We start from the raw sequence: 26,010 nt of genomic DNA on the forward strand, positions 1-26,010 counted from the left end.
GCTTGCAAATGACATGCCATCTTTTGGTTACATGCGACGTACATAATCACACACAAAATGTAGTTGTACTACGTAGTAAATAGGCATATCATACAGCCATAAACTACAAAACACACCAAGGAGTACACCATGTTAATGCTGATTTCTTCTCTGATTGAACGCTTTTCAGGCCAATCCTACGATCTTTCAGTCAATACCCGCGTCAATCGCGCAGGCGACTTTTCTGCCGAAAAATACGATGGCCGTATTTTGAAAATTGAAGGCAACCAAGCCCGCGTATGCTGGCCTGCTGGTGAAAAAACGGTTGAATATCTGCGCGATTTGGTACAAATCGACGAAGATCCTGTTTTGCACTAAGCCAATAAAAAAAGACCGCCGAGGCGGTCTTTTTGCTTTGTTTCAATTGCAAAAGTGCACCGCAAAAAAACACGCAGACAGCAAAACGAAGTCTAGCTACCGGGAATGGAAAATATTGAGCTCAATGAGAGCCCTGCAAAAGCATCACCTTCCGCGACAAAACCATGGTTCGCACACGAGGCTCGCCTCCATTTGTCTGTCACTCGAGTCTCAGAGCCTATCTATGCAGGATTTGCAGAATATGAACTAGGCCGTTCTGCTAAAATTGTGGGGTTTTGCTTTTTAGTTTCCGCGCCATGGATTTATCACCACGTACATCGCGCTTGCTCAATACCTGCCTGCAGTTAGAGCAGCAATTGTCCACGCCTTGGCGGCTTGATGACCTCGCACGAAATGCATCTTATTCGGCCACTCACTTTGAGCGGGTCTTCGCTGAGCTGACCGGTCATACTCCGATTGATTATCTCCAGCAGCGTCGCTTACTTCGTGCCGCCTTACGCACTCGGCATGAAAATACCCCATTACTCCAAATCGCCCATGAAACAGGGTTTAGCTCAGATAGTGTTTTTTCCCGCAATTTTCGCAAAGCTTTTGGCTTTGCTCCTCGCGATTGGCGCAAAGGGGCATGGCTAGAGTTTCACCTCGATATACAGGCGCGTTGGCGGCGATTGCATCAGAGTGATCCTCAAGGCACCAGCGATGAATCCTTAATGGCATCACTCGAAGCGTGCAAACCAGATATCGCACTCAGCGCAAGAGTTAGATTTTGCCCCCGCTTACCCATCTGGTGTACCAGACGCTTTGGGCTCTGGGGACGTTACGCCGCAGAATATGGGCAGATACTGAAAAACACCCTGCCTTCGGGTGAGCGTCCACCCTTATGGTGCGCCATCACCCGGGAAGATCCAGGTTTTATTACCGGTGAACAAGGATTTGCTGAATGGGCGGTACTGGCAACAGGTGCGCCACCAGAGGGTTGGCTGGTCGATAAAATGCCAGCAGGATACTATTTATGCCTAGCTTATCGAGGAGCGGGTGCGCAATTTCGCTGGTTATATAGTGACTGGCTCGAATGCCAGCAACGCTGGATTCCCGATGCCAGTCGACCCCACCTTCATCTTTTTCGCAATAACGGCGCAATCGAACACGGCGAATTGCGCCTACCCGTTAGGCTGGCTTAAAAAACGCAATTTTCGTCAAGTACGTCAGCATCAAATGCGTATGATGACCAAGCATTTTATGACAGGTGAGCCTGATCTTATCCGGCTTTGGGTCGAAGGCGCTTGCTCAGTAAACCGTGCGTTCAAGGAAAAACCACCCTCCTTTCATGCTGAAGCGGCAGTTCTTCCACGACAAAAACAACACGCAAAAAATGTGAACAGATGTCCTAATTCGATCTAGCCGACCTGCCAGACCAATTCAGACCCAGCATTAATCTTTGTTCAAAATGAGTCATTTATCATGATAAAAAAAATAATAGCAGTCACTGCTCTCATCCTTAGCGCATGCGGAGGAGGCGGTGGCGGGGGAGGTAGTGCAGATCTATCCGTTTCGACAGATCGACAAGCACTCAATATCTCATTTGTGGAAGGCAGTAGCGCACCAAGCGGTACGATTGAAGTCAGAACTAGTGGCACAGCCCGCGATGCGGTGTATGTCGGCGGCGCATGGACAGGCAAAGCCATTAGCAAGATGACCTACACCCTCGGTACGACAACCGCGACCTTTAACACCACGGTCGACCCGAACCTAGCGGCAGGCACCTATTCAGGCATGATCACCCTCTTGGCCTGCAAAGATATGAATTGCAACGCCCATTACGCAGGTTCACCGATGAAAATCCCCTACACCATCACGGTGTCAGCGGGCTTGACCGTCACATCGGGACCGACCACTCTCGCCAGCGTGCCAGGTACTGGCGTCAACGGGAATATTAAAGTGCAACTACCAGCAGGTGCGACAAGCCTGAGCGCAGTGGTAGCCCCAAATTTGGACGCAACAACACCCTGGCTCAGCGCCAAGGTGACGGGCACAACGGTGGAACTCAGTGCCGCGGCCATGCCAAGTGTGGGCACTTACAAAAACAACCTCACCTTAACTGCTCGCGATGCAAACCAGCAGGTGATCTCTACCAAAAACATCAGCATTGAGTACACGGTGAATACACCCAATACGCAATTGATTACCATTGGTGGCGACACTCAGACTGCAGACTTGTTAAAAACTTGGTCCACACCAGCGCAGAGCAATGGGGCAACAGGCACCTGGACAGCCCGCAGCGATAGCAACTGGCTAAAAATCATCACTCCGACGGGGCAATCTGGCGGCAACTTGAGCTATCAGATCGATCCAGCGCAAATTAGCGCGGTGGGAAATTTTGCCGAGCAGCCATTAAGCGGCACAATCACACTCACACCAGATCAAAGCAATCAGCCTGTGCGCCAATTGCAGGTGCAGCTTGAAAAGAAACTACCCGAGATCACGTCAGCCATGCCGACGGGTCTAGTCAACCAGAGTAATCAATTGATCGTACGTGGCCGAGGGTTTGCCAGCCTGCAAAACCCAGCAGCACGACTTGTCATCACCCCAAGCTTGAGCACAAACGCGGTGACGGTTGTTAACGATACAGAACTGCGCATTCAGTTGCCAGGCGCGGCAGCGGGTACGTATACATTGAGCATGGGCAATGCACTTAATGCGACGATGAATAGTTCTGCAAGCTACAACGTCGTTAGTATTCCAAGTTTGACGTATACCGAGCTTCCGGCTGCAACGGGTCGCTCTACAGCACTGATTTTTGATCCATTACGTCAGGCCATCTTTGCAATATCCAGCGGTATTAACAATACCGACGGCCACATCACGCGCTATGTCAAAAATGACAGCAGTTGGAATACTCTAGGTACGACAACTATTCCGAATTTGCTCAATGCCAATTTGAGCCCCGATCTAAGTCAACTGATCGTCGCAACGACCAATGGCGATATTTCAATGCGTGACCCTGTGACACTTGCAGAATTAAAGCGTGTCAATTATCCAGAAGGGCTGGGCAATAAAGCACCCTATATCAACTCACATGGGCTCTCGATCAGCAATGACAATAAAGTTTGGCTAGCGCTAAGCAACGCCGGACAATGGGGAGGCTTGGGCTATTTTGATTTGCAAACACTGACCTTTAGCAATTTGACATACCGTGATGCATACAATGGCCCCGGCTTTGCTCATTCTGGTAACGGCGAGCGTGTCGTCTTTAGCCCAAGCTATGGGATATCCCCAGCGTCAACATTGCGCTACTTCAATGCCGCAGATCATACATTGCAAACTGCGCCGCATGATTTAACGACCTCTAGCGATATTCATCTGAATACCGACGGCACACGTATGGTTTTCAATGGCCGCATCTATGACGGTGCATTCAATGTGCTTGGCAGCTTGACCTTGCCCGATAGCAATTACTCAATCGAACGGGTCGTACTGTCGCCTGATGGCAGTCGTGCTTACGTCTTGGCGGTAAATTACAATTTGTACTCGCAAAACTCGACCACAGCACCCGAGCCAGCGAGCAAACCGAAGATCTATGTCTTTAATACTAGCGCATCTAATGCAGGCGTGCCTGTCGTTGGTAATTTTGATTTAGCCAGTTATCCGATGTGTTGGTATAACGATCTGTATAAAACAAACCCTTGCGGTAATACCCCGCTGGAAATTACGCCGGATGGCCTGAATCTGATCATCAGTGGCACGAAAAAACTGATCATTCAGCCGATTCCTGCGCCACTTCGCCCAGCGTCTAGTTCTTCGCTCAAATCAGTTCGGCAGCTCGGTAGCAGCAAAGTACAGATGCAGGAATGGAAAATGCATTAATCTCGACGGTATCTGGTACGAAAAAAGCGCACTGAAGTGCGCTTTTTTTTTGCCATTCTGTCTAAGCGAGCCTTCTCCTCAAAATTCCGACTTGAGGGGATAACGTCGGCAAGAAACTCAGTAGGTATATTACTGAAGGCATTCACCTAAAATAATCACAGCAATATACCCATCAGTCTTTTTTCTTTCGCTTTAATAATTCCAGCTCCTGCTTTTCGAGATAGCGTTGCGCAGCGGCCTCTCTGCCTGCGAGCTTTCTATTTTTCAGCGCATCATTCAAACCTTGCCGACGTTGCTCGTTGATCAAATCATCCTCAATATGGCCCGCCTCTTGCATGGCTTTTTTCAGCGCTTTGGCTTCTTGCTTGGCTTGATTGATTCCCATGATGAGCTCCTAACTTGATTGGAATGAGCTTGCCTTGCACGGCGCCAAAATGCAATCGCTCTTAGCGGCTCGCCATCAACCTGATCGGTTTTCGCTGCGCCCCAAAACAGCCTTGATACACACCAAAATGCCCCGCTATCTGTTCTCCACATAGGGGGCATTGGCCACTATTGCTCAGCTGATACGACACGATCTGATACCAGTCCCGCACGATCAGTGGCGCATTACACGCAGGGCAATGCGTCGTCCCGCCCTGCGTATCATGCACATTGCCGGTATACACATAATGCAAGCCACAACGGCGGGCGATTTGCGCCGCACGCGTGAGCGTAGCGGCTGGCGTAGGCGGTAAATCGCGCATTTTGTAGTCGGGATGAAAGGCGGTGAAATGCAACGGTACATCAGGGCCAAGCTCGCGCATAACCCATTCGCATTCGGCTTGGATTTCCGCATCGCTGTCGTTCTCACCCGGGATCAGTAGCGTCGTGATTTCGAGCCACACGGCCGTTTCGTGGTACAGATACTTGAGCGTATCGAGTACCACGGCCAGCTCCGCACCGCAGAGTTTGTGATAAAACCGCTCGGTAAAACCTTTCAGATCGACATTGGCCGCATCCATCAACGAGAAAAATTCGACCCGCGCTGGGCCATCGATATAGCCCGCCGTTACCGCCACCGTCTTGATCCCTGCCGCGCGACACGCCGTGGCGACATCGACGGCGTATTCCAGAAAAATCACCGGGTCGTTGTAGGTAAACGCAATACTTTTGCAGCCATGCTGCTGCGCAGCGGCCGCCAGCATCGCGGGCGTGGCGCTATCCATCAGCGTATCCATTTCCCGCGACTTGGAAATATCCCAATTTTGGCAAAACTTGCACGCCAAATTGCAGCCCGCTGTACCAAAGCTCAACACACTGGAGCCCGGATAAAAATGATTCAGCGGTTTTTTCTCGATCGGGTCGATGCAAAACCCCGAGCTGCGCCCCCATGTGGTCAGCACGATTTGCTGGTTTTCACACATACGAACAAAACACGCGCCGCGCTGACCTTCGTGCAGTTTGCAGGCGCGCGGGCACACATTGCACTCAATGCGACCATCGTTTAAACGCTGCCAATATCGCCCAATGACATTGCTCATGGCTCGACTTCCTCAGCAGCCTGCCAGCGCTCAACTTGATAGCGCTGCAAACGAATCTCAGGCGACCAAAAATGCGCACTCAAGCCAGCTTTGAGTTTCAGTTGCGCCAGAAAATCGCGCGGCTCTGGCAATGACTCCCACACTTGCGGCAAGAAAGTCGCGCGATGATGGTGGTATTCCAAAATCACGCCATCGCGCAGCGGTACCAGCTGATCACAAGCATCCTGTTCACTCGTCACCTCAAACGGCGCAGGTCGGCTCAAGAGCGACACTTCTATCCTTAAACCCGCCCACTCGGCGCGACTTAATGGCGCAAAACGCCAATCCTGCGTCGCCGCCGCGCGCGCATTGTGCGCCACGTCGTCAAGCAAGCGGCGAGCACTAGCTATTGAGCCGACACAACCACGTAGCCGCCCTTCTCGCTCCAGCGTCACAAAGGTTGAGCCTGCTTCATGCAACTCGGGCAAATCGGGCATATCCACATCAAGCTCAATCCCCACCGTCGCCGCCACATTAAGACGCGCCAATTGCAACAGGGCGGCGCCCAATGCCTCATGGTGACTGACCGCCTTCTGCTGCACAGATAAAGTTGATGGTTGTACCGCCCCAAACCAAGCCACCGCGCCATAGCCGACGACGCGTACGCGATCTCCGGCAGTATCGCCTGAATTGCGTAAATCAAGTTGCTGGGCGACCAAGCCACGCGCTTTGGCGACCACGAGCAATGCATTGAGCGCATGACAACCACAAGCGTCCTCGCCATTGAGCAGTGGCTCGGCGGCCAGTATGTGTTGCATCGTCTTCGCATCGTGCCGCTGCGCATCGGCATAGGGCGAATAATGCGAAAAGTCGGAGCTAAGGATGACCAACGTTTGCTCATCCCACAAAGTCGCAATCAGCCGCACCAAATCCTCACGCCGCGCATCGCCGACCACGATGGGCAAGATCGAACACTGTGGCAGTAGCGTCTGAATAAACGGCAGTTGAACTTCCAGCGAATGCTCTTGCGCGTGCGGTGCATCATCGAGCACCGCGCCAGACAAACCCAAGGCGATCTGCCGCATTCCTTCATTGACCAGCACATCGCCCAATGGCGTGTGAAACGCCACAACAGAAGGCAGCGCAAAACCGCGAAACGCCACGCGATGCGCTGGGCCCAGCAACAAAATGCGCTCAAACGCCGCGCCGCCCGCCAGCAGGCGATACGCGCTGGCCGCAATATCGGCCGAATAGACATAACCCGCATGCGGCACCAACAAGGCGCAGGGCGTAGGCAAATGAGCTTTGGGATGGCCAATGCGGTCTTGAATATCACGGCGCAAAACAGCAGCATCGTCGGGATAAAACAACCCCGCGACCGCAGGTGGGCGAATGGATCGCATTGAGAACATAACAGCCTCCGTATGGGTGCTCATTTCATTCTAGTTCGCGCCTTTATTTGCATGTTTTTATTCGATGGGCGTGGGTATGGCCACAAAATCAAGCATTAATAAAACACATAAAAGCATACCCAGCAGGCTTAACAAGAAATCAGATTATTACCTTTTAAATCAAAGCGATAAAAATACGATCAGTGTCGACAAGATGCCAAAAATTACCCAGTTGGCATGTGACTTTGTGCCGAGAAGTAAAATGTAAAAGTGCATACACTGCACAGCATGACAAGTGATTAACACTTGATGAAACGAGATCAACAGGAGTTACACCATGAAACGCACTTTGATTGCTGCCCTTTTGAGTTTGACCACGGTATTGGCCAGCGGTACCGCTTTGGCTGCATCGAAAAACGTGCAAATCAATGCCAATGTGGTGGGCGCCTGTGAGTTTGTTGATGGCCAAGATGCCACCATCGATATGGGTAATCTAAGTGGTAATGGTTCTGGCAGCTATTTGCAAAGTGCTGACATCCATTTTTGGTGTAGCAAAGGCATTTCGTATCAGGTGTCTGCCGATCACGGCCAGCATGCCGTGGGCAACCAGAATAATCTGGAAGTGGCAGGCCATAAATTACCTTATGAGCTGATATTGAGTGAAGTGTCGGGTACTGGCCGCGGCATTGATTTGCCCCAAGAGCTCCGAGCTTCGGCGATGATTCACCAAACCGACGTCGCCAATGCGTATGTCGCCAATGGCTATACCGACACCGTCGTCGTCACCGTTACTTTTTAAGCCGCGCCGCCAATCACCCAAATCCGGGCTAGGCGGCTGTAAGCGTGTAAAATAAGCCCGCGTCGCCCTGTGGCGACTTTGGTTTATTTGTGAGCGCCATGACTGCCTTTCGTGTTTTATCCCTCATCCCGCCGATGACCCAGCTCAATACGCCCTACCCTTCGACGGCGTACATCACGGGCTTTTTACGCTCGACCGCGGGCGGTCAGATCGACGCGGTACAGGAAGATTTGGCGCTGGCGCTGGTATTGCGGCTGTTTTCGCGCCAGGGTTTAGCCGAAATTCGCGATGCGGCGGCCAAAATACCGCCACGCAAGCAAAGCCATCAGGTGCAGCATTTTCTGCTCAATTTCGATCATTACGACGCCACCATCACGCCGACCATTGCCTTTTTGCAGGGTCGCGATAGCACAGTGAGCCACCGCATTGTGAGCCGCGCCTTTCTACCCGAAGGCGCGCGCTTTGCGCCGATTGACGCCTACACCATCGACGATCAGGAAGACACGATGGCGTGGGCCTTTGGTGCGCTCGGCACGCAAGACCGCGCCCGCCATCTGGCGACCATGTATTTAAATGATTTATCCGATGTGATCCGCGAAGCGATTGATCCGCGCTTTGAATTTGTGCGTTATGCCGAATCACTGGCGATGTCGCAGCCGACTTTTCAGCCGCTCGCCGCGGCGCTGGCGGTCGAACACAATCTGGTCGATGCGACCTTGCACGATCTGACTCTGGCCACGATCGACCAGCATCAACCCAATTTAGTGCTGGTATCAGTCCCCTTCCCCGGGGCGGTATATGCCGCATTTCGAATTGCACAAAGCATTCGCGCCCAATACCCCGAGATCAAGCTCGCGCTGGGCGGCGGCTTTGTCAATACCGAATTGCGCGAGCTGACCGAGCCGCGCGTATTTGATTACTTTGATTTTGTCACGCTCGACGATGGCGAGCGCCCGCTGTTGGCGCTGATAGAGCACCTCAAAGGCAAACGCTCACAGCAGCGTTTGGTGCGTACCTTCGTGCGCGAAGAAGGAAAGGTCAAGTACATTAACCTAATGGAAGCCGACGTGCCTTTCTCTGAGGTCGGTACGCCGACTTGGGATGGTTTGCCACTCGATCGCTATCTGTCGCTGCTCGATATGCTCAACCCCATGCACCGCCTATGGAGCGATGGGCGCTGGAATAAGCTGACGATTGCGCACGGCTGCTACTGGAAAAAATGTAGTTTTTGCGATGTGACGCTCGACTATATTTCGCGCTATGAAACCACCACCGCCGAAATGCTGGTAGATCGCATCGAGGCGATTATTGCGGAAACAGGTCAAACGGGTTTCCATTTTGTCGATGAAGCCGCGCCGCCCAAAATGCTGCGCGCGCTGGCCGAGGAGCTATTGCGCCGCAAAGTATCGATTTCATGGTGGGGCAATATTCGCTTTGAAAAATCCTTCACACCCGAGCTGTGCCAATTGCTGGCCGATAGCGGCTGTATTGCGATTTCAGGTGGGCTGGAAGTGGCTTCCGATCGCCTGCTCAAATTAATGAAAAAGGGCGTTTCAGTCGATCAGGTGGCCCGCGTGACTTACGGCTTTGCCGAGGCCGGCATTTTGGTGCACGCCTACTTGATGTACGGATTTCCAACACAAACGATCCAAGACACCGTCGATGCGCTCGAATACGTACGCCAGCTGTTTGGCGCTGGCTGTATTCAATCGGGCTTTTTCCACCGCTTTGCCTGCACCGTGCATTCACCGGTGGGGCAAAACCCCGAGGAATACGGCATTGAGCTCATTGAGCTGCCGCCCGTTTCATTTGCCAAAAATGATGTCGGCTTTATCGACAACACACCGATTGATCACGATTTAATGGGGCGCGGCCTGAATAAAGCGCTGTATAACTTTATGCATGGTATTGGCCTCGATGAAGACCTGCGTAGCTGGTTTGATTGCAAAGTACCGCGCAGCACCGTGCCGCGCCAATTTATCGAGCGGGCGCTGCAAAATCGGGGCTAAGCTGATTGATGGGGTATAAGCCTGAACAGCTTATTCAAAAAGAATTTACAAGTAATACTACTACCAAGTATTGCTTGATTTAAGGCAGGACAAAGACCATGAGCGCACCGCAAAAAAACAACCCGCAACACGGTATTACGCTGGAGCAAATGCTGACTGATCTGGTCGATCATTTTGGCTGGAAAGGCCTGCACAAGCAGATTCCACTGCAGTGCTTTTTTAACGAGCCATCGATTAAATCCAGCCTGAAATTCCTGCGCCGCACGCCGTGGGCGCGGGAAAAAGTCGAGGCGCTAGATGCCAGCTTGCGCGGCAAGGGCTAAATCGCACGGCACTTAGTGTTTAAGCGCTTCCAGAATCGACGTCGGCGTTTCGTGCTCGGCCATCACCAAGCGCAAGCGGTTAAACGCGGCGGCGGCCTCTTCGGGGTATTTCCCAAACGACGTCAGATTGCTGTGCTTCCAGCCTGCGGCGTGCAAGACCTGATTGCGAAATTTAGGGCCATCAAGCTGCCCTTCGGCCATTTGCAACAAAGCCCGCTCAATCAATACATGCGGAAATGGGTCGCGTGAAATGGTACTGAAATGCTGCGGTAGAATTTCGTTAAATTGCATGATGACACCTAGAAACGCGATCGTGAGTATCTGTATCTAAGGCTATTTTCAGGCAATTTGCCAACTCAAAATCAGTTTTTACTGATACTAAAGCGCCAAGCGACGATGCGGCTGATTTTTTGCCCTTGCGCCATGTCTAGCGTTTTCACATCGTGCGCCCCGACGCCGCGCAGCGCCTTATAAATCGGCGGCAAATTATCGATTTTTGACACCAAAGTCGTAAACCAGCCCACCTGCGTGGCAAAGTGTTTGCTTTCCAAAATCATCTGCGTGATGAATTTCACCTCACCGCCTTCGCACCATAATTCATTGTTTTGGCCAGCAAAATTGAGCTTTGGGGTTTTGTCCGCTTTATTGGCCAAACCTAAATTACGCAATTTGCGGTTCGAACCCGCCGCCGCATCGGCGGCTGAGGCATGAAATGGCGGGTTGCACAGCGTGAAATCGAAATATTCGTCAGCGCCAATAATGCCGTTAAAAATATGCCGTGTCGCACTTTGCAGCCGTGCGTCCAAGCCACCCGCCAACACCGCGTTATTGGCAAAAATCTGCGCTGCATTTTTCACCGCCACCGGGTCGATATCCGAGCCGACAAAGTGCCAGCCATAGCTCGCCCGCCCCAGCATCGGGTAAATCGCATTGGCGCCCACGCCAATATCCAGCCCTCGCACCGCATCGCCCCGTGGAATTTCCCCTGTTTCACTCGCCAATAAATCGGCTAGGGTATGGATGTAATCAGCCCGTCCAGGAATGGGTGGACATAAATACCCCTCAGGCGTATCCCAAGTCGTAATGCCATAAAAATGCGCCAGCAAAGCGCGATTGAGCGCCTTCACCGCCTGCGGGTCGGCAAAATCAATGCTGTCATCGCCATAGGCATTCTTGGCGACAAATTGCGCCAACTCACTGCTCGCCGCAATCAAGGCGGCAAAGTCATAGCGGCCTTGATGTTGGTTGCGCGAATGCAGGCTTGCTTTATTCGCGGCTTTGGGAGCTTTGATGGTCGCAGTTTTTTTGGGGGCGAATTTGGACATGGCGGTGTGGAGTACAAAACAAGGCATCAGCCTAACAGAAAAAACGTCCTACTTGCGCCAAAACACACACAGTACGCGCACGGGCTGCTAGACTTGTCCGCTATTTTGTTTTGCGAAATGTGAAGGGTATAAAAATGAGCAGCACGCGTGTTTTAACCGGGATTACGACTTCAGGCACACCGCATTTGGGCAATTACGTCGGCGCGATCCGCCCCGCGATTGTCGCCAGCCAATCGAATACCACCGACTGCTTCTTTTTTATGGCCGATTACCATGCGCTGATCAAATGTGATGATCCAGCGCGCATTGAGCGCTCGCGCCTTGAAATTGCAGCCACTTGGCTGGCCGCCGGGCTCGACCCAGAGCGCGTTACTTTCTATCGTCAATCCGATGTGCCCGAAGTCACCGAGCTGAACTGGCTGTTGACCTGTGTGACGGCCAAAGGCCAGATGAACCGCGCACACGCCTACAAAGCCAGCACCGACATCAACGAAGCCGCCGGTGAAGACCCTGATCATGGCGTAACGATGGGCTTGTTCTGCTATCCGATTTTGATGGCCGCCGACATTTTGCTGTTTAACCCGCACAAAGTGCCCGTTGGCCGCGATCAGATTCAGCATATCGAAATGGCGCGCGATGTTGCCGCCCGTTTTAACCATATGTTTGGTGCAGGCAAAGAGCTATTTGTCTTGCCCGAAGCGCACATCGAAGAACACGTAGCGACCTTGCCTGGCCTCGATGGTCGCAAGATGAGCAAATCATACGACAACACGATCCCACTATTTGAAGGCGGTAGCAAAGCGCTGAAAGAAGCAATTGCGCGCATCGTGACTAACAGCCTGTTGCCGGGCGAGCCCAAAGATCCGGAATGCCATCTGGTGACCATCTATGAGGCGTTTGCGACGCCCGAGCAGGCGGCGAAATTCAAAGCCGATCTGGTTGCGGGCTTGGGCTGGGGCGATGCGAAAAAGCAACTCCTCGAATTGATCGAAAGCCAGATCGGCCCAATGCGCGAGAAATATCAAGCGCTGATGGCACACCCAGAGCAGATCGAAGAATTGCTGCAAATTGGCGCGCAAAAAGCGCGTGCCATCGCTGCGCCATTGCTCAAAGAAGTACGCGAAGCTGTCGGCCTGCGCCGTATGAACGCGATTCCGCAAGCGAAAGAAAAAGCAGTGAAAATCGCGCTGCCAATGTTCAAGCAATTCCGCCTCGCGGATGGCCAGTTCTATTTCAATTTCAGCGATGCGCACGGTCGTTTGCTATTGGAAAGCCAAGGTTTTGCTTCAGGCAAAGATGCGGGTCAGTGGATTGGTAAACTGAAAAAAGAAGGCGTAACCGCACTGAGCAATGATGCGCCAGTGAAGTTGGCTGAAGGCATTGCTCAGGATGATGTCGCAGCGGCGCTGCTAGCTCTAAATGCGGAATAAATACAGGCGCATCCAATCTGTCATCTGAAAATGGCAGAATACCAAAAGGCTGATTATTCATTTAATCAGCCTTTTTGCTTTTTCACCTTCTATATTGCTAGACCAACCCCCACTGGAGATCACCATGGCTCGCGTCAGCACGTATCTGAATTTTGCCGGTAACACCGAAGCGGCATTTGCATTTTATCGCGGCATCTTTGGCGGCGAGTTTATCGGCCCGATCCATCGTTTTGGCGATATTCCACCGTCACCCGATCAGCCGCCGATGAATGAAGCCGACAAAAACCTCGTCATGCATATCGAGCTGGCGCTGCTGGGCGGCCACGTATTGATGGGTACGGATGCGCCCGAATCAATGGGATTTAAAGTGGTACACGGCAATAGCATCCACATTAATTTGCAGCCCGATACCCGAGCTGAAGCCGAGCACTTATTTAACGGCTTAGCAGTCAATGCCGTGATTGAGACGCCGCTACAGGATATGTTCTGGGGCGCGTATTACGGTTGCTTGACTGATCAGTTTGGTATTCGCTGGATGGTTAATTGCGATAGCGGGATTTGACTCAATCCCGATACCGGCAAAAATAATGGCGCTGATAGCGCCATTATTTTATTGAACTTCGACTTCGGCGGTTTGAATTGCCAAACCCGTTGCCGCCGATAAGGTTTGAGCTAAGGCATCGGCCTTGGCGAGATTACGACGGGTGGCAGACCAATTGGCAAAGGCGAAGCGCTCCACTTGCTCGCTATCGTCTTTGACACCGCAGACCATCAGCCAGATCGTGTCTTTGCGAAACAGATTCGGGTCTTGCTCCAAACGAATCTCGCTAAATGCTTGCACGGGGGCGGAGACCTTATACAGTGGGATCAGCCCAAACAGCATGGTACGACGCTCAAATATGCCATCGTAACAACGCTGCTCGCTAGGCAGCGCCCAAAACAGCGCCATGCCCGCCAAGATCGAATAGTAAAACAAGCCATAGAAATGGTTTTCAAATTGGTCGGACTGCACCAGCGGCTTGCCCCACCACGCCAGCGCGATGAGGGCCAAACCCGATAACCACCAAGCTAAGCTGCTGGTCGTACGATGCACGATCATATTGAATTCCTAGGGTATATGCTGCAGGTTGTTTTAATAATTAATTTTGAGGGCAATACCCTATCAACTCGTGCCAGACCATTGATCTGGCACGGCGCACTTAGTCTTGCAATTTCCACGCGACGGTTTCACCGGCGCGCAGCGGCACAACGACATTTTCACCAAACTGATACTCAGCAGGTACGGTCCAGCTTTCTTTGACCAGCGTGACTTTCTCGCCGCTCACTGGCAAGCCGTAGAAAGTCGGGCCGTTGATCGATGCAAACGCTTCGAGCTTATCGAGCGCACCTGCGGCGTCAAAGACTTCGGCGTACAGCGGCAAGGCGGCGTGCGCGGTGTACATGCCGGCGCAACCACAGCTGTTTTCTTTGGTGCCTTTGGCGTGCGGCGCGCTGTCGGTGCCGAGGAAGAATTTGCTGCGCACTGCGGCATCGTGGCCAGTCACGGCACGCACCAAAGCTTGACGGTGTACTTCGCGCTTTAATACCGGCAGGCAATACAGGTGTGGGCGAATCCCACCTACCAGCATCGCGTTGCGATTCATCAGCAGGTGGTGCGCAGTCACGGTGGCGGCCACATTCGGGCCGGCGCTGGCGACAAATTCAGCCGCGTCTTTGGTCGTGATGTGTTCAAACACCACGCGCAGCGTTGGGAAGCGCTCAAGCAGCGGTTTCATAATGCGATCGATAAAGACTGCTTCGCGATCGAAAATATCAATCTCGCTATCGACGACTTCGCCGTGCACCAAGAATGGCAGGCCAACTTCGGCCATTTTCTCAATCGTTGGCAGCACTTTATTGATGTCGGTACAGCCCGCATCCGAATTGGTCGTCGCGCCCGCTGGATACAATTTCACGCCGTGAACAAAGCCGCTATTTTTGGCGGCAACAATATCATCTGGGGTGGTATTGTCGGTCAAATACAGCGTCATCAAGGGCTGGAAAGACATACCCTGCGGTAGCGCAGCCAAAATACGGTCACGGTATTCGCCAGCCAGTTTTACATTGGTTACCGGCGGTTTTAAATTAGGCATCACAATCGCTCGGCCAAATTCACGTGCGGTGTGCGGCAATACGCTGGCCAGACCCGCGCCATCACGCAGGTGTAAATGCCAATCATCAGGGCGAGCGATGGTAATCGTTTGGGTCATATCAGCGTTTCCGAATTAAAAATAGGAATTTGGTTTCGACTTGCCAGTGCTCAACGAGTTCATTGCCCGTTTGTTTGCAAAACGCAGCAAAATCAGTCGGCGTTGCCGGATCAGTGCAGGTGACTTGCAGCAACTGCCCGCTCTCTAAAGCAGCCAGTGCTTTCTTGGTGCGCAAAATTGGCAAAGGGCAATTGAGGCCCGATAAATCGGTGGCAAGGTTGGCTTCTGGGCGGGTCGACATCGGGCAGACTCTGGCGGCGAAAAGCTTATTGTACCAAGACTTGTTCGGGCATACATTTTTTGCACCCATGCCGCTGGCATTGAACCTTTCTGCAGCGCCCTACTCTGATGTTGCGCGGCCCTTTGGCTGTTTTCATATAGAGACTTGTGCGATGTTCAAGAAATTGTTTGCTTCCATCGGTGTTGGCGGTGCAACGGTCGATACCGTGCTCGATAAGGCCAGCGCATTTCCCGGCGGGGTGATCAGTGGCCACGTGCTGATTAAGGGTGGTAGCGTTGATCAGGCCATTGAATATGTTGATCTGGTCTTGATGACAGAGGCTGAGCAAAAAATGGGCGACGGGGAAGTTCGCGTGGCGCAGCCGCTGGCTAAATTCCGCGTGTCCGGCGCGCTGACGGCCACCGCAGGCTTAGAGCGTCGTCTGCCGTTTTCGCTGACACTGCCCATGGAAACGCCGGTCAATAACGCCCAAGCCTTGGCCAGCCCCGCTTATCCATACACGCCGCACGTCAAAGCGGCGGTGTGGATTCATACCGATCTGGCCATTGCCGCCGCGATTGACGCCAAAGATCGCGATTACCTTGATATTCACCCGCTGCCGCAAATGCAGCGCCTGATCGCGGCGATGGGTACGCTGGGCTTTGCGCATACCAGCACCGATGTAGAAATCGGCACGGCGCGCGTAAATGATATTTACAGCAGCATAGGCTGCTATCAGGAATTTGAATTTCGCCCCATGCAGGGCGGATTTGGGCGGATTCAGGAGGTCGAAATCACCTGCATCGCCCGCCCCGAGGGCGTGCATGTCTTAATCGAGGCCGACCGCCGTTTTAGCCGTGATAGCTATAGCGCCTTATTGATGGATGCCAATTGGAAAAACATCGATTGGGAAAGCCGTTTGCAGCAGTTGCTCAATTAAGGAGCGCAGCGATGAGCATGAAAAAGAAGCTGTTTTATTCCTTGCTGGAAATGCTGCTCAAATGGGTGATGGCGAAAAAAGGCGGCAGCCAATACGGTGCCGCGCCTCACAACACCCAATTTGGCTATGGCAAAAAGCCCTATCAGCACAAAAAACCGTATTACAAAAAATCGCGCTGGTTTGATTAAGCCCGATTAAACACAGGCCTGCATCCGCAGGCCTTTTTTCGCTTCATGCAGTATGCTGTATTCATCCCAAGCCCGTGAGGAAGCCATGATGAAAAAAGTACAGCGCCGCACTGTCGATTTATCCGCCTATCCCGATCTGGTGGTGATTTATTTGGGGCTACGCGTCAATTTCTGGACTGGGATAAAAACCATAATCGGCATCGGCCCACAAATTGCCAAAGCAGTCGCCGATCAGCCTGACGGTTTGCTGCGGCATGAAAATATTATTTTTTCGCTCTTTCCACCTCATGTCGGCATGCGGCAATATTGGCGCGATTTTGAATCCTTAGAGCAATGGGCGCGTTCCGAGCCACATCGGCAATGGTGGCTGCAATTTCTAAAAAATAGCGGCGGCACTGGCTTTTGGCATGAAAGCTATTTTATGCAAGGCGGTATGGAGGCGGTGTACGACGATATTCCTGCCGATATTGGCTTTCTGGCATTTGCGCCACAACGCGAAGCACGGGGCAAGATGTATAGCGCCAGAGATCGCATCAATAAAGGCATGGGCAGCGATACATCCAGCCCAATTCAAGAAAAAGACTATTACGCCAACGAGAAATAAACTGATCGAGTCTTCATCGCGTGAAAAGCCTGCACTGGCATAGTGTCGCGCTGCCTTTACTCAAACCACGCGCAGATTGGCAACAATGTGCGAGCGCAGCAAAAATTCATGGCTCAGCGCAACTTCACTGTGCATAATAAATCCACACCCTCGTCACGCCTGCGGAGTCGATCATGCTTGTGCCTCAACCTCATATTGCGCCCTTTTTCCCGCCACACCGTACTTTGATGGGGCCTGGCCCGTCGGATGTTTATCCTTCCGTCCTTGCCGCCGGCGCCAAGCCGACCTTAGGCCATCTCGACCCCTTGTTTGTCGGCATGATGGATGAAGTTAAAACGCTGCTGCAATACGCATTCCAGACCAAAAATGAGATGACATTGGCCGTTTCCGCGCCCGGCTCGGCCGGGATGGAAGCCTGTTTTGTGAATCTGGTCGAGCCGGGCGAGAAAGTCATCGTCTGTCGCAATGGCGTATTTGGCGAACGGATGCGCCAAAATGTCGAGCGCATCGGCGCGGTAGCCGTACTGGTCGATAATGAATGGGGCAAGCCCGTTGACGTATCAGCCGTCGAAGCGGCGCTGCAAGCGCACCCCGACGCCAAATTTCTGGCCTTTGTGCACGCCGAAACCTCTACCGGCGCGCGCTCGGATGCGAAAACATTGTGTGCGCTCGCCAAAAAGTCAGGCCTGTTGACCATTGTTGATGCAGTGACGTCGCTGGGCGGTATTGAGCTGCGCGTCGATGAATGGGGCATTGATGCGATTTACTCGGGCAGCCAGAAATGTCTTTCGTGCGTACCCGGGCTGTCACCATTGTCGTTTTCGCCTGCCGCCGTCGAGAAAATCAAAGCGCGTAAAACGCCGGTACAAAGCTGGTTTCTCGACCAAACCCTAGTCATGGCGTACTGGGGCAATGCATCAGGCGCTAAGCGCAGCTACCACCACACCGCGCCCGTCAATGCACTGTACGCGCTGCACGAAGCATTGCGCCTACTGGCCATTGAGGGCTTGGAAAACGCTTGGGCGCGCCACGCTGCGATGCATGAGTTACTTCGTGATGGCTTGGAAAAACTCGGGATTGAATTTGTCGTTGACGCCGAATATCGCCTGCCACAACTCAATGCCGTGCATATCCCCGCCGGCGTGGACGACGCCGCAGTTCGCTCGCGTTTGCTGGCCGACTACAATATCGAAATCGGCGCAGGTCTGGGTGCGCTGGCTGGCAAAGCATGGCGGATCGGCTTGATGGGCTACGCCGCACGGCGGGAAAATATTGCCTTACTGCTCAACGCGCTGAGTGAAGTGCTTGGTCAATAAAGCTGGGCATCGGCATTGAATGGCGACACAAAGGCCTTGCGCGGTGTATTGAGCGCAAGGCCTTTTTAGTTGATTAACATGACACGCTGGCAAACGCCGCGGCATGCGGATCGAGCAAATCGGCCGCGGCGGTTTTGCTATCAAACGCAATCGGCGATTCATGGCCTTGCTCGTACAAAATGGCGACCAAATCGGCGTCATCGGTAAATGCCATTTTCTGGCCAAACAGCACCAGCCAATTGCCTGAAATATTGACAATGCGCGCATGTAAGCGTGGTTCATGTTGACGCGCCTGATCGAGCGTAAAGAGCTTGATACCGTTAAATTGAACTGTCATTCGCTTGCTCTCGATTAAATTTAATTAGGGTATATCTCTGAGGGCTATTTTAAATATAGACTTCAGAGATATACGTCAAGATTTTCAAAACATCATAGTCGATCACGCCAGTACCATCCCGCAGCCGTACCTGCAGCCAGTAGCATCACCGGCCAGCTCAGGCCAAGCAAAAACCACAGCAGCACCGTCAGCACCAAGCCAACCACCCACGCGGGTAGATTTTGGCCAAGTGGATTGGCTTTTTTCTGGCCAAATTGGGCGGCGTAGTAATCGTCCATTTCACTGCGCGGTAATGGCGTGTTGCGGCCAATATCGCTAATCCGCTCTTGCTCGCTTGGGGCACGCACTGGCTCGACATTACCATTGGCCGCCGCCACCCGTGCACGGCGTTGCTCTTCAGCCTCCAGATGCTGACGGCCGCCCGCCTCCATCCATTCGGCCAAAATAGAAAATTCGCCATTATCCAACCACACGCCGTGTTCGCGACATTCATCGACGATCACCGGAATATATTGGCTGTACGCGCGGCGGTTCATCATGACGCGGCAGCGGCTACATGGCTTGTAGCGCACCACTTCAGGCTTAACGCGCTCGGCCAAGATTTGTTGCAAGCGGCCGTGATTAATCTCGCGCACTTGCCCCGCCACTTTATCGAGCGCAATTTGCAATGCGCCGGGGGCAAACTGCAAACCATTGCAGCTCGTACAATGACCCACCGTCACATCCAGCGCGCCACCCAGTCGCAATAAGCGCAGCTCGCCGCAGCCATTTGGGCAAGTCAGCTCACTGTGTTCGGCCTGCAGTTTGAAATCCCGAATCGCCAGCAAATCAACGGCATTGTGCAAGCCGCAAAAAGTACACACCAGTTGATCTACCGGCAGCGGCGCGCCGCATCCTGTGCAATTCATAAGCATTTCACCTTCAAAGATGTTGCGAGCTTATGCCCTCGACGCCCGCTTGCGTAGCCTAGTCGCAGCCCTGTTGCCGCGCCGCGACAAGCCTTGGTATTACTCACATAAGGCGTATCCCTAGACAACCCAAAAACCTTGCGCGGGCGCAAATTCTTACAAATTGAGTGGGCGTAGGCTGGACGCACTTTTTCTCAAGGAGCAAATCATGGCAACAACCGCTTTTTTTATTCCAAGTGTGAATTTGATGGGTGCTGGCTGTTTGGCTGATGCGGCCAAAACGATGCAAGGCTATGGCTATAAAAAGGCCTTGGTCGTCACCGATGCGCCCTTGGTGAAAATCGGCGTCGTCAAACGCGTCACCGATTTGCTCGCGAGCCAAGGCATCGCTACCGTTGTATTTGATGCGGTACAACCGAATCCAACCACGGCCAACGTCGCGGCGGGCTTGGCGCTACTGCAAGCCAATGGCTGTGATTGCGTGATTTCGCTGGGCGGCGGCTCACCACACGATTGCGCCAAAGGCATTGCACTGGTGGCAGTCAATGGCGGTGAGATTAAAGACTACGAAGGACTGGATAAATCAGCCAAGCCACAATTGCCGCTGATTGCGATTAACACGACCGCCGGCACAGCCAGCGAAATGACGCGTTTCTGCATTATCACCGACGAAGCCCGTCACGTAAAAATGGCCATCGTTGATAAACACACGACGCCGATTTTGTCGGTGAACGACCCTGAGTTGATGCTGCTCAAACCCGCTGGCTTGACTGCGGCAACGGGTATGGATGCACTGACCCACGCCGTTGAAGCCTATGTTTCAACCGCAGCCACGCCGATTACCGATGCCTGCGCACTGAAAGCCGTTGAAATCATCAGCCAATCACTGCGCCAAGCGGTGAAAAACGGCGACGACATCGTGGCGCGTGAACAAATGGCGTACGCGCAATTCTTGGCGGGCATGGCGTTTAATAATGCTTCGCTCGGTTATGTGCACGCGATGGCGCACCAGTTGGGTGGCTTCTACGATTTACCGCACGGCGTCTGCAATGCGATCTTGTTGCCGCATGTGCAAGCGTACAACAAGCAAGTCGCCGCTAAACGCCTCGGCGACATCGCCCGCGCAATGGGTGAAAGCACCACGGGCCTCAGCGACAATGCCGCCGCGGATGTGTGTCTGGATGCAATCCGCACTTTGTCAGCCGATGTCGGCATCCCCAGCGGCGTAGCGCAACTGGGCGCCAAAGAGGAAGACATCCCAACGCTGGCGACCAATGCCCTGAAAGACGCATGCGGCTTGACCAACCCGAAACAGCCAACGTTTGAAGAAGTGTGCGCGATTTATCGCGCGGCTTTGTAAACGTTACGCGCAATTAAAAACCGCGCCCAAAAGGCGCGGTTTTTTTATTCAAACTTCAAGACTTCAGCTTAAACGGCTTTACGGCGACGAGCTGCCAACAAACCAACTAAGCCCAGACCCATCAAGGCATAAGTTTCTGGCTCTGGCACTGGCGCAGTCACATTGATCAGGTAGGAATAACTATTGTTGGCGCCAGCACCGCCTGAAACATGATTAAACTGGTAATCCAGCGAGCCAGCACCACCAATGAAGTACAAACCCGCTTTGGTCGGAGCAAATGTATTCCAGACAAAATGCCCTAGATTTTGATCGCCACCGAGATTGAAGCCAGAAAATACATTGATTTGCCCAGCATTTGCTTGACCTACTGGCATCAATTCACGCCCTTTGCTATCCCATGCCACGTAGTGCTGAATAATGCAGCTTGGGCAATAGTTGCCATTTACAAAGCGCAGCACCGCATCAAACGACAAAGTCATCGCCGAGCCCGCCGCAACCGTTGCAATGTTGTCGACAAACACATTGCCTTTGGCCAAGTTATCGATTTTGGCGTTATTCACATCAAATGTGCCGTGAATATCGCCATATTTAACATCTGAGCTAACGGTGACCGCTGCTGACGCAAAAGAAGCTACGGCCAACATGGCTGCAGCAAGTAGTGTTTTTTTCAAAGAGATCATTTCTCAATCCTAATTTTTAGTATGTTTAACAGATGCGAACGCATCCATTAGCTCACCTATTTACTAGCGATTAAAAAATAGGCAAGCACTTTCCTATAGCACACTGAAAAATGTTTTGCTGATGCATCACTATATTATTAAGTGCTTGTTTTTAATCATCAATTATCGCAAATATTTCAAAAACCCATTGATCATGGCGATCAGAACCGAGCGCGCCCAAGGCTGAGCTGAGGCCGCATCCGATGAAGTTTTTCCCGCGACATCGAGCCGCGCGCGTACCATACTGCCCATAGTCAATCAGCAGGAAAGCAGCACAATGCGAATCAAACTCTCCAAAGACGAAATGGATGCACTCAAGGAAGTCGGCCGTGGTCTGAAAACCACGCGTTTGAGCCATAAGATTTTCAAAAACGTCAAAGCCCTCACTGGCCAAAAACTGGCGGCCTATGAGCGCAAAACGGGCATTTTGCAAATCACGCCTTTGGGTAAAGAATTTATTTTCATGACGCTGTGCATCGACAGCCTGCGCCTGCTCAAAATCGACCCCACAGTGAAAATCAACGGCGAAGCGCTGGCCTTTTTGCTACGCAAAGGTCACGTTGAAATCCGCGAAGCTGAAGTCGGTCATTTCATCACCCAAAAGGGTGAAGAGTCTTTGGCCGATATCGATTCGCAACTGTAACAACAGACGGGATCACGGCCACGCACGGGCTTGGAACAAGGCAGGGGCAAAGCAACAGATCCACAGCCCGTGGATGCGGAAGTTATAAAATGCGTTGCGATGAATATGCCTACTATGGGTATATTCATCAAAATCAACCATAGAAAAGGCCTGAAACATATACCCAATTCAAGTAAATTTAGTCCGCCTCGCTTTTTGCTTCGCCACTTTTCTGGGCAGCACTCAAGTGCTGGCGCAAATTAACCCGCTGACGAGTGCGCAATGCGCGGCGATGCAGGCGGCGGGCGTGATCACGGCGAATAACCCCGTGCCGTGCGAGCGGCTGCGGCGGGTGAGCTTTCAGCATGTCGATTTTGCTGGCCAAGACCAAACAGGTGAGCTGATCGTGCTCGATGCGGTAGCGCCCCACGTTGGGGCGATTTTTGCCGAGCTGTATCAAGCCCGCTTCCCGCTAAAAAAAGCCGTGCCGCTGGAAAACTATCACGGCAGCGACGAGCTATCGATGAATGACAACAATACCTCAGCCTTCAATGGCCGCGCGATGACGGGTGGCGGCGCGTGGTCGAAACATGCCTACGGTGTCGCGATTGACGTCAATCCACTGCAAAACCCCTACATCAGCGTCGATGATGCAGGCAAAGTACAAGTTCTACCGACGGCCAGTGCAATGAATTTCCTCAATCGGGATGAGCTACGCCCCGAAAAGCCCAAGCGGGCAGGCCTGGTCACCGACGCCGTTGTGGCGATATTCGCGCGGCACGGCTTTGTGACGTGGGGCGGCTATTGGGATGCACCGATTGATTATCAGCATTTTGAAATCGGCAGCCGCGCATTCGTTAATGAACTCATCAAGCAAACACCCGAGCAAGCGAGCCAAACTTTCAATGAATACGTGCGCCGCATTGCGCAAAGCTGCAGCGCAGCCAGTGTGAAAGAGCAGCGTAGCTGCAGTGTTTTAATGCGCAAATAGCGCTCCATCACCACCCATCACAGGGTATATCGCTAAAAAGCTTTACAAGATTTACTCTCAAAGCAATACCCCACATAGTCTCGTTTCCGCCTCGTTCCAATCAAAGCGTAGCGTCGTAGCCGCATGGGCAGGTGCACGCTTTCACTAGATTGATTAGCGCACACCAGCAACGCATCGACGGCAAGTAATTAGTTACACCCTGCAGGGTAATTATTGTTGAGAGTGTAAAAGTACACTTTGGATAGAATCCGCTCAGATTAAAAAATCACAGCGGCATTTTTTTGCGGCATGTGATTGGATAAGCATTTATCCGAATGGCGACCCGAATTATGAAAATGCTAAAAATTTCATCGGGTTGGAAAAATATAACGCCCAGCGCCAATTGAGCCGAATCCGGCGCACAAGGGTTAATACTGATCATCACTTTTGCGAGATTACATGAAATTATCAACCTTCAACTGGCAGTCGATTGCGACTTGTTTATCCACCGCAGCCTTGCTCACCGCGTGTGGCGGCGGCGGTGATCTGGTGATTATTCCGACCCCAACACCAACGCCGCCAGTCACTCAGTGGACAGGCCCCAAGCAATTTAACCTGACCCAGCCAGAAAAAGGCAGCAACATCAGCCCAGTGACGCTGAGCAGTACAGGCGGCACGACTGATTTAGATGGCACGCTGCGATACTTCCAATCGACGGTCAGCCAAGTGGCCGGCTCAGAACAATTGGGCTTGAGCGCCGGACAACCATGGCGCGAAGACAGCAACAAGATCTCGCGCAGCACACAAGTATTTAATGGCAAAAAGCAATTTTCAGTCGACTACCCCGACGGTAAATCGGTCAGCCTGATTGGCGGCGGCACCGCCAACCAAGCGGCTGCAGTGCGCGATTTTATTGCACTGTGTACGCCGGGCAAACGCTATTACATGATCAACGACGCAGCGCGCGCGGTGTATTCAGGCAGCTTGGCACCGTTGAATGGCCAAGTGCTGCAAGCCAAAAATTTCACCGCAGCCAGCTGCTCAAACCCTGCAAGCGTGATGCAATTTGATGGCGCGGGCAATGTGACGCTAAATCAAAGCGGCACAACGCCCGAAACATTGAGCGCCAGCGAAATGCGCTTGCTCGCCGACGGCGGCATGCTCATTGCTGCCGATGGCCAAGGCATTCGTAGCATGAAGCTATTTGAAATCAGCGATGCCAGCAGCACCCGCCTGATGATTCAGGAGTTTGTCGTGTACGCGGCCAACCCCAGCAAAAACATCATCCGTATCTGGTACTAACCCGCCATGGCGAAAAAAAGCCGCAGCCTATCAAAGGTCTGCGGCTTTTTTATTTCGCGACTGAATTAGTTACATACACCTAAATCAGCCCACACCGAGGCGCTCGGGCTCGGTTGCTCACCTGTCGTCCACCATTTGTTTTGCCAGTTATGCTTGCCAAAGCTCACTTTATTCCCTGCTGTGGCATAGATTTGGCTCGCCGACCATGCTGCGTAGCAACTGCCCGCCACTGGGGTCGCCGTTGGTTTAATGGTCGGAGTGGCGCTGGGTTTGGCACTTGGAGTAGCTGTCGCCACTGGGCCAACCGTTGGTTTGGGCGTTGCGGTCACAAGCGGTGTTGCGCTCGGTTTTGGTGTCGCAGTTGGCGCAGGGCTGGCACTGCCAGCCCAAATATCACTCACCGGAACCGCATTAACCGCACGTGCAAATGGCGTCAGGCCATACATATCAAGCAAAGTACGCAGCACGCCGTAATGATCAACGCGGCTGTAGTTCACACTCGGCGCAATGCCCGCACCAACCCAGATCATCGGAATACGATTTGCAGTACCACTCGAATCATCTTCGTCAAAAGTCACGATCAACAGGCTGTTATGCGTTTTGGCCCATTGCGCATAGGCATCGAGATTATTGCGCACCCAAGTATCGCCCGTACTGATCGAACAATCGTGCATATCGCTACAGAGATCTGGCACAACAAAAGACAGCGTCGGCAATTTACTAAAATCACCGGGGAAACGGGTAAACATCAGATTGCTGCTGGCAGGTACATTGCTGAAATTCACCCACGGGTTATGCTTGCGCGCATAATTTCCCGATTTACACCCTGTATAACCGTCACTGGGCATACTTTCCGAGTAACCCGCAAAGCTATAACCCGCCGCCAGCAATGAAGCACCCAAATTCGCAGTATTGCCAAAGCTATTGGGGCAAGCGTCGCTCGTCACACCTTGCGTATCCCCTGAAAACAAGGCGATATAGTTTGGCTGACTAGGATGCGTCACCGCATAAGCTTGGGCAAAGTTAGCGCCCTGCGCAGCCAAACTATTGATATAAGGAGCCGAGCTGCTGCCGATGATCTGCGTGTCTTTCTTGTTTTCCAGCAGCACGACCACAACGTGATCGTATTTTGGCATTGCCGCATTGGCTGATAATGACAATATTGAACCGCTGATGAGCGTAGCAAGCCCTGTTGTAAAAGTAAGTTTCATCTTATTTCCCCGTGATTATCGTTATAGCGCCGCTTTACTACGGCAGTAGCGAAGTGTAAGAGAA

General features: G+C 52.5%; 28 protein-coding genes. 16 read left to right on the forward strand and 12 right to left on the reverse strand.

Going from position 1 to position 26,010, the window contains the following annotated elements:
• Window positions 1-129 precede the first annotated feature (129 nt).
• The 3 genes from HQ393_RS12300 (at window position 130) to HQ393_RS12310 (ending at window position 4,221) form a co-directional block, all read left to right on the forward strand.
• Window positions 130-357: a hypothetical protein gene (locus HQ393_RS12300; protein WP_179355455.1), complete on the forward strand. Its 228-nt coding sequence runs from the start codon at window positions 130-132 to the stop codon at window positions 355-357.
• 296 nt (window positions 358-653) lie between these two features.
• Complete coding sequence (locus HQ393_RS12305) at window positions 654-1,538, forward strand: AraC family transcriptional regulator (RefSeq protein ID WP_179355456.1); 885 nt, start codon at window positions 654-656, stop codon at window positions 1,536-1,538.
• A 280-nt stretch (window positions 1,539-1,818) separates the two neighbouring features.
• Window positions 1,819-4,221 carry an IPT/TIG domain-containing protein gene (locus HQ393_RS12310; RefSeq protein WP_179355457.1) on the forward strand — a complete coding sequence of 801 codons (2,403 nt, stop codon included), beginning with the start codon at window positions 1,819-1,821 and terminating at the stop codon, window positions 4,219-4,221.
• A 172-nt stretch (window positions 4,222-4,393) separates the two neighbouring features.
• On the opposite strand, the gene HQ393_RS12315 is transcribed toward HQ393_RS12310, so the two are convergent.
• The 3 genes from HQ393_RS12315 to amrB all read right to left on the reverse strand — a co-directional run bounded on the left by HQ393_RS12315 (window position 4,394) and on the right by amrB (window position 7,135).
• The gene (locus HQ393_RS12315) at window positions 4,394-4,606 is read right to left on the reverse strand and encodes a hypothetical protein (RefSeq protein ID WP_179355458.1); all 213 of its coding nucleotides are present in this window, start codon (window positions 4,604-4,606) and stop codon (window positions 4,394-4,396) included.
• A gap of 61 nt (window positions 4,607-4,667) precedes the next feature.
• A complete protein-coding gene (amrS, locus tag HQ393_RS12320) occupies window positions 4,668-5,744 on the reverse strand; it encodes an AmmeMemoRadiSam system radical SAM enzyme (protein ID WP_179355459.1) in 1,077 nt (358 codons plus the stop codon).
• Window positions 5,741-7,135, reverse strand: coding sequence for an AmmeMemoRadiSam system protein B (gene amrB, locus HQ393_RS12325; protein ID WP_179355460.1), 1,395 nt, complete (start codon window positions 7,133-7,135; stop codon window positions 5,741-5,743). Before amrB ends, amrS begins: the two co-directional genes overlap by 4 nt.
• A 316-nt stretch (window positions 7,136-7,451) precedes the next feature.
• Here amrB and HQ393_RS12330 point away from each other — a divergent pair, with 316 nt between their 5' ends.
• From HQ393_RS12330 to HQ393_RS12340, 3 genes are all read left to right on the forward strand, one after another.
• The gene (locus HQ393_RS12330; RefSeq protein WP_179355461.1) at window positions 7,452-7,913 is read left to right on the forward strand and encodes a spore coat protein U domain-containing protein; all 462 of its coding nucleotides are present in this window, start codon (window positions 7,452-7,454) and stop codon (window positions 7,911-7,913) included.
• A 98-nt stretch (window positions 7,914-8,011) separates the two neighbouring features.
• Complete coding sequence (locus HQ393_RS12335; RefSeq protein ID WP_179355462.1) at window positions 8,012-9,922, forward strand: B12-binding domain-containing radical SAM protein; 1,911 nt, start codon at window positions 8,012-8,014, stop codon at window positions 9,920-9,922.
• A gap of 98 nt (window positions 9,923-10,020) precedes the next feature.
• Window positions 10,021-10,245: a VF530 family protein gene (locus HQ393_RS12340; protein ID WP_179355463.1), complete on the forward strand. Its 225-nt coding sequence runs from the start codon at window positions 10,021-10,023 to the stop codon at window positions 10,243-10,245.
• A 12-nt stretch (window positions 10,246-10,257) separates the two neighbouring features.
• Here HQ393_RS12340 and HQ393_RS12345 read toward each other — a convergent pair whose 3' ends face one another.
• Window positions 10,258-10,536 carry a hypothetical protein gene (locus HQ393_RS12345; protein ID WP_179355464.1) on the reverse strand — a complete coding sequence of 93 codons (279 nt, stop codon included), beginning with the start codon at window positions 10,534-10,536 and terminating at the stop codon, window positions 10,258-10,260.
• Window positions 10,537-10,607: 71 nt separating this feature from the next.
• Window positions 10,608-11,570 carry a 23S rRNA (adenine(1618)-N(6))-methyltransferase RlmF gene (gene rlmF, locus HQ393_RS12350; protein WP_179355465.1) on the reverse strand — a complete coding sequence of 321 codons (963 nt, stop codon included), beginning with the start codon at window positions 11,568-11,570 and terminating at the stop codon, window positions 10,608-10,610.
• Between the two features lie 134 nt (window positions 11,571-11,704).
• Between rlmF and HQ393_RS12355 the strand changes: the two genes are divergently transcribed.
• Both HQ393_RS12355 and HQ393_RS12360 read left to right on the forward strand, forming a co-directional pair.
• Window positions 11,705-13,000 (forward strand): tryptophan--tRNA ligase, encoded by a 1,296-nt coding sequence (locus HQ393_RS12355; RefSeq protein WP_179355466.1) that lies wholly within the window; start codon window positions 11,705-11,707, stop codon window positions 12,998-13,000.
• Window positions 13,001-13,124: 124 nt separating this feature from the next.
• Window positions 13,125-13,562 carry a VOC family protein gene (locus HQ393_RS12360; RefSeq protein ID WP_179355467.1) on the forward strand — a complete coding sequence of 146 codons (438 nt, stop codon included), beginning with the start codon at window positions 13,125-13,127 and terminating at the stop codon, window positions 13,560-13,562.
• A 48-nt stretch (window positions 13,563-13,610) separates the two neighbouring features.
• Here HQ393_RS12360 and HQ393_RS12365 read toward each other — a convergent pair whose 3' ends face one another.
• The 3 genes from HQ393_RS12365 to HQ393_RS12375 all read right to left on the reverse strand — a co-directional run bounded on the left by HQ393_RS12365 (window position 13,611) and on the right by HQ393_RS12375 (window position 15,490).
• Window positions 13,611-14,099: a hypothetical protein gene (locus HQ393_RS12365; protein ID WP_179355468.1), complete on the reverse strand. Its 489-nt coding sequence runs from the start codon at window positions 14,097-14,099 to the stop codon at window positions 13,611-13,613.
• A 100-nt stretch (window positions 14,100-14,199) separates the two neighbouring features.
• Complete coding sequence (pyrC, locus tag HQ393_RS12370; RefSeq protein ID WP_179355469.1) at window positions 14,200-15,249, reverse strand: dihydroorotase; 1,050 nt, start codon at window positions 15,247-15,249, stop codon at window positions 14,200-14,202.
• Window position 15,250: 1 nt separating this feature from the next.
• Window positions 15,251-15,490 (reverse strand): sulfurtransferase TusA family protein, encoded by a 240-nt coding sequence (locus tag HQ393_RS12375; protein ID WP_179355470.1) that lies wholly within the window; start codon window positions 15,488-15,490, stop codon window positions 15,251-15,253.
• A 151-nt stretch (window positions 15,491-15,641) separates the two neighbouring features.
• Between HQ393_RS12375 and HQ393_RS12380 the strand changes: the two genes are divergently transcribed.
• From HQ393_RS12380 to HQ393_RS12395, 4 genes are all read left to right on the forward strand, one after another.
• The gene (locus HQ393_RS12380) at window positions 15,642-16,409 is read left to right on the forward strand and encodes a sporulation protein (RefSeq protein WP_179355471.1); all 768 of its coding nucleotides are present in this window, start codon (window positions 15,642-15,644) and stop codon (window positions 16,407-16,409) included.
• Between the two features lie 11 nt (window positions 16,410-16,420).
• On the forward strand, window positions 16,421-16,597 hold the full coding sequence (locus tag HQ393_RS12385; RefSeq protein ID WP_179355472.1) for a hypothetical protein: 177 nt from the start codon (window positions 16,421-16,423) through the stop codon (window positions 16,595-16,597).
• Between the two features lie 85 nt (window positions 16,598-16,682).
• On the forward strand, window positions 16,683-17,201 hold the full coding sequence (locus HQ393_RS12390; RefSeq protein ID WP_179355473.1) for a monooxygenase family protein: 519 nt from the start codon (window positions 16,683-16,685) through the stop codon (window positions 17,199-17,201).
• 173 nt (window positions 17,202-17,374) lie between these two features.
• Window positions 17,375-18,517, forward strand: a complete 1,143-nt coding sequence (locus HQ393_RS12395) for a pyridoxal-phosphate-dependent aminotransferase family protein (protein WP_179355474.1) — start codon at window positions 17,375-17,377, stop codon at window positions 18,515-18,517.
• Between the two features lie 73 nt (window positions 18,518-18,590).
• On the opposite strand, the gene HQ393_RS12400 is transcribed toward HQ393_RS12395, so the two are convergent.
• Window positions 18,591-18,854, reverse strand: coding sequence for a hypothetical protein (locus HQ393_RS12400; protein WP_179355475.1), 264 nt, complete (start codon window positions 18,852-18,854; stop codon window positions 18,591-18,593).
• A 92-nt stretch (window positions 18,855-18,946) separates the two neighbouring features.
• Window positions 18,947-19,762 carry a TFIIB-type zinc ribbon-containing protein gene (locus HQ393_RS12405; RefSeq protein ID WP_179355476.1) on the reverse strand — a complete coding sequence of 272 codons (816 nt, stop codon included), beginning with the start codon at window positions 19,760-19,762 and terminating at the stop codon, window positions 18,947-18,949.
• A gap of 208 nt (window positions 19,763-19,970) precedes the next feature.
• Here HQ393_RS12405 and yiaY point away from each other — a divergent pair, with 208 nt between their 5' ends.
• Window positions 19,971-21,122: an L-threonine dehydrogenase gene (yiaY, locus tag HQ393_RS12410; protein WP_179355477.1), complete on the forward strand. Its 1,152-nt coding sequence runs from the start codon at window positions 19,971-19,973 to the stop codon at window positions 21,120-21,122.
• A 68-nt stretch (window positions 21,123-21,190) separates the two neighbouring features.
• Here the strand turns inward: yiaY and HQ393_RS17690 are convergent, their stop codons facing one another.
• Entirely contained in the window at window positions 21,191-21,802 is a 612-nt protein-coding gene (locus HQ393_RS17690; protein ID WP_246307889.1) for a PEP-CTERM sorting domain-containing protein, read from the reverse strand.
• 316 nt (window positions 21,803-22,118) lie between these two features.
• On the opposite strand from HQ393_RS17690, the gene HQ393_RS12420 reads away from it, so the two are divergent.
• The 3 genes from HQ393_RS12420 (at window position 22,119) to HQ393_RS12430 (ending at window position 24,735) form a co-directional block, all read left to right on the forward strand.
• Entirely contained in the window at window positions 22,119-22,484 is a 366-nt protein-coding gene (locus tag HQ393_RS12420; RefSeq protein WP_179355478.1) for a hypothetical protein, read from the forward strand.
• 226 nt (window positions 22,485-22,710) lie between these two features.
• Complete coding sequence (locus tag HQ393_RS12425; RefSeq protein ID WP_179355479.1) at window positions 22,711-23,454, forward strand: M15 family metallopeptidase; 744 nt, start codon at window positions 22,711-22,713, stop codon at window positions 23,452-23,454.
• A 438-nt stretch (window positions 23,455-23,892) separates the two neighbouring features.
• A complete protein-coding gene (locus tag HQ393_RS12430; protein ID WP_179355480.1) occupies window positions 23,893-24,735 on the forward strand; it encodes a hypothetical protein in 843 nt (280 codons plus the stop codon).
• Window positions 24,736-24,800: 65 nt separating this feature from the next.
• Here the strand turns inward: HQ393_RS12430 and HQ393_RS12435 are convergent, their stop codons facing one another.
• Window positions 24,801-25,946, reverse strand: coding sequence for an alkaline phosphatase family protein (locus tag HQ393_RS12435; RefSeq protein ID WP_179355481.1), 1,146 nt, complete (start codon window positions 25,944-25,946; stop codon window positions 24,801-24,803).
• Window positions 25,947-26,010 lie beyond the last annotated feature (64 nt).

This window comes from Chitinibacter bivalviorum (assembly GCF_013403565.1).
GTDB lineage: Bacteria > Pseudomonadota > Gammaproteobacteria > Burkholderiales > Chitinibacteraceae > Chitinibacter > Chitinibacter bivalviorum.

What these genes read in the sequence shown, in the direction of transcription:
- HQ393_RS12375 (WP_179355470.1), bottom strand. Translation starts at nt 15,490, where the DNA reads ATGTCGACCCGCCCAGAAGCCAACCTTGCCACCGATTTATCGGGCCTC.
- HQ393_RS12390 (WP_179355473.1), top strand. Translation starts at nt 16,683, where the DNA reads ATGATGAAAAAAGTACAGCGCCGCACTGTCGATTTATCCGCCTATCCC.
- HQ393_RS12400 (WP_179355475.1), bottom strand. Translation starts at nt 18,854, where the DNA reads ATGACAGTTCAATTTAACGGTATCAAGCTCTTTACGCTCGATCAGGCG.
- HQ393_RS12430 (WP_179355480.1), top strand. Translation starts at nt 23,893, where the DNA reads ATGAAATTATCAACCTTCAACTGGCAGTCGATTGCGACTTGTTTATCC.
- HQ393_RS12300 (WP_179355455.1), top strand. Translation starts at nt 130, where the DNA reads ATGTTAATGCTGATTTCTTCTCTGATTGAACGCTTTTCAGGCCAATCC.
- HQ393_RS12345 (WP_179355464.1), bottom strand. Translation starts at nt 10,536, where the DNA reads ATGCAATTTAACGAAATTCTACCGCAGCATTTCAGTACCATTTCACGC.
- amrB (WP_179355460.1), bottom strand. Translation starts at nt 7,135, where the DNA reads ATGTTCTCAATGCGATCCATTCGCCCACCTGCGGTCGCGGGGTTGTTT.
- HQ393_RS12340 (WP_179355463.1), top strand. Translation starts at nt 10,021, where the DNA reads ATGAGCGCACCGCAAAAAAACAACCCGCAACACGGTATTACGCTGGAG.
- HQ393_RS12305 (WP_179355456.1), top strand. Translation starts at nt 654, where the DNA reads ATGGATTTATCACCACGTACATCGCGCTTGCTCAATACCTGCCTGCAG.
- HQ393_RS12335 (WP_179355462.1), top strand. Translation starts at nt 8,012, where the DNA reads ATGACTGCCTTTCGTGTTTTATCCCTCATCCCGCCGATGACCCAGCTC.
- HQ393_RS12315 (WP_179355458.1), bottom strand. Translation starts at nt 4,606, where the DNA reads ATGGGAATCAATCAAGCCAAGCAAGAAGCCAAAGCGCTGAAAAAAGCC.
- HQ393_RS12420 (WP_179355478.1), top strand. Translation starts at nt 22,119, where the DNA reads ATGCGAATCAAACTCTCCAAAGACGAAATGGATGCACTCAAGGAAGTC.
- HQ393_RS12330 (WP_179355461.1), top strand. Translation starts at nt 7,452, where the DNA reads ATGAAACGCACTTTGATTGCTGCCCTTTTGAGTTTGACCACGGTATTG.
- yiaY (WP_179355477.1), top strand. Translation starts at nt 19,971, where the DNA reads ATGGCAACAACCGCTTTTTTTATTCCAAGTGTGAATTTGATGGGTGCT.
- HQ393_RS12385 (WP_179355472.1), top strand. Translation starts at nt 16,421, where the DNA reads ATGAGCATGAAAAAGAAGCTGTTTTATTCCTTGCTGGAAATGCTGCTC.
- HQ393_RS12405 (WP_179355476.1), bottom strand. Translation starts at nt 19,762, where the DNA reads ATGAATTGCACAGGATGCGGCGCGCCGCTGCCGGTAGATCAACTGGTG.
- HQ393_RS17690 (WP_246307889.1), bottom strand. Translation starts at nt 21,802, where the DNA reads ATGATCTCTTTGAAAAAAACACTACTTGCTGCAGCCATGTTGGCCGTA.
- HQ393_RS12355 (WP_179355466.1), top strand. Translation starts at nt 11,705, where the DNA reads ATGAGCAGCACGCGTGTTTTAACCGGGATTACGACTTCAGGCACACCG.
- HQ393_RS12395 (WP_179355474.1), top strand. Translation starts at nt 17,375, where the DNA reads ATGCTTGTGCCTCAACCTCATATTGCGCCCTTTTTCCCGCCACACCGT.
- HQ393_RS12365 (WP_179355468.1), bottom strand. Translation starts at nt 14,099, where the DNA reads ATGATCGTGCATCGTACGACCAGCAGCTTAGCTTGGTGGTTATCGGGT.
- amrS (WP_179355459.1), bottom strand. Translation starts at nt 5,744, where the DNA reads ATGAGCAATGTCATTGGGCGATATTGGCAGCGTTTAAACGATGGTCGC.
- HQ393_RS12310 (WP_179355457.1), top strand. Translation starts at nt 1,819, where the DNA reads ATGATAAAAAAAATAATAGCAGTCACTGCTCTCATCCTTAGCGCATGC.
- HQ393_RS12380 (WP_179355471.1), top strand. Translation starts at nt 15,642, where the DNA reads ATGTTCAAGAAATTGTTTGCTTCCATCGGTGTTGGCGGTGCAACGGTC.
- rlmF (WP_179355465.1), bottom strand. Translation starts at nt 11,570, where the DNA reads ATGTCCAAATTCGCCCCCAAAAAAACTGCGACCATCAAAGCTCCCAAA.
- pyrC (WP_179355469.1), bottom strand. Translation starts at nt 15,249, where the DNA reads ATGACCCAAACGATTACCATCGCTCGCCCTGATGATTGGCATTTACAC.
- HQ393_RS12435 (WP_179355481.1), bottom strand. Translation starts at nt 25,946, where the DNA reads ATGAAACTTACTTTTACAACAGGGCTTGCTACGCTCATCAGCGGTTCA.
- HQ393_RS12360 (WP_179355467.1), top strand. Translation starts at nt 13,125, where the DNA reads ATGGCTCGCGTCAGCACGTATCTGAATTTTGCCGGTAACACCGAAGCG.